At 55.8% G+C, this 337-nt stretch carries 1 protein-coding gene; it reads right to left on the reverse strand.

Annotated elements, in window-relative coordinates:
• Positions 1–144: 144 nt before the first annotated feature.
• On the reverse strand, positions 145–337 hold a 193-nt coding region (locus tag HMPREF2635_RS13520; RefSeq protein WP_210401594.1), incomplete at its 5' end, for a hypothetical protein.

Here is a 337-nt window from a genome sequence, read left to right on the forward strand (position 1 = left end):
GCGCACAATCCACACGCTGTATCCGAAATGCTAAACGGCCCCGCGGAAGCGGCAACTTCACACGAGGCCAGCACCGATGACATGGCAGCTTTGCAAGGCATACCTCCCACCGATACCCCCACACTAACGGCACCGACGACACAATCAACAAACCATTGGGGTATCCCAGACCAGCTCTGCGTAAGCAAAGACGGCGTTGTACGCGTGTGCAGCTTCGGTCTCTACATTGGTCTGAGGTTTAAAAACCGCAGACTCTACTCCACAGTCACAGCCGAAAACGTTGCGGAGTTCTACACGGCCCATGACGGTGAATTCCTCTTCAGCGTGCCACTGCCGA

The organism is Corynebacterium sp. HMSC035E02 (assembly GCF_001836065.1).
In the GTDB taxonomy this organism is placed as follows: Bacteria; Actinomycetota; Actinomycetes; order Mycobacteriales; family Mycobacteriaceae; genus Corynebacterium; species Corynebacterium hiratae.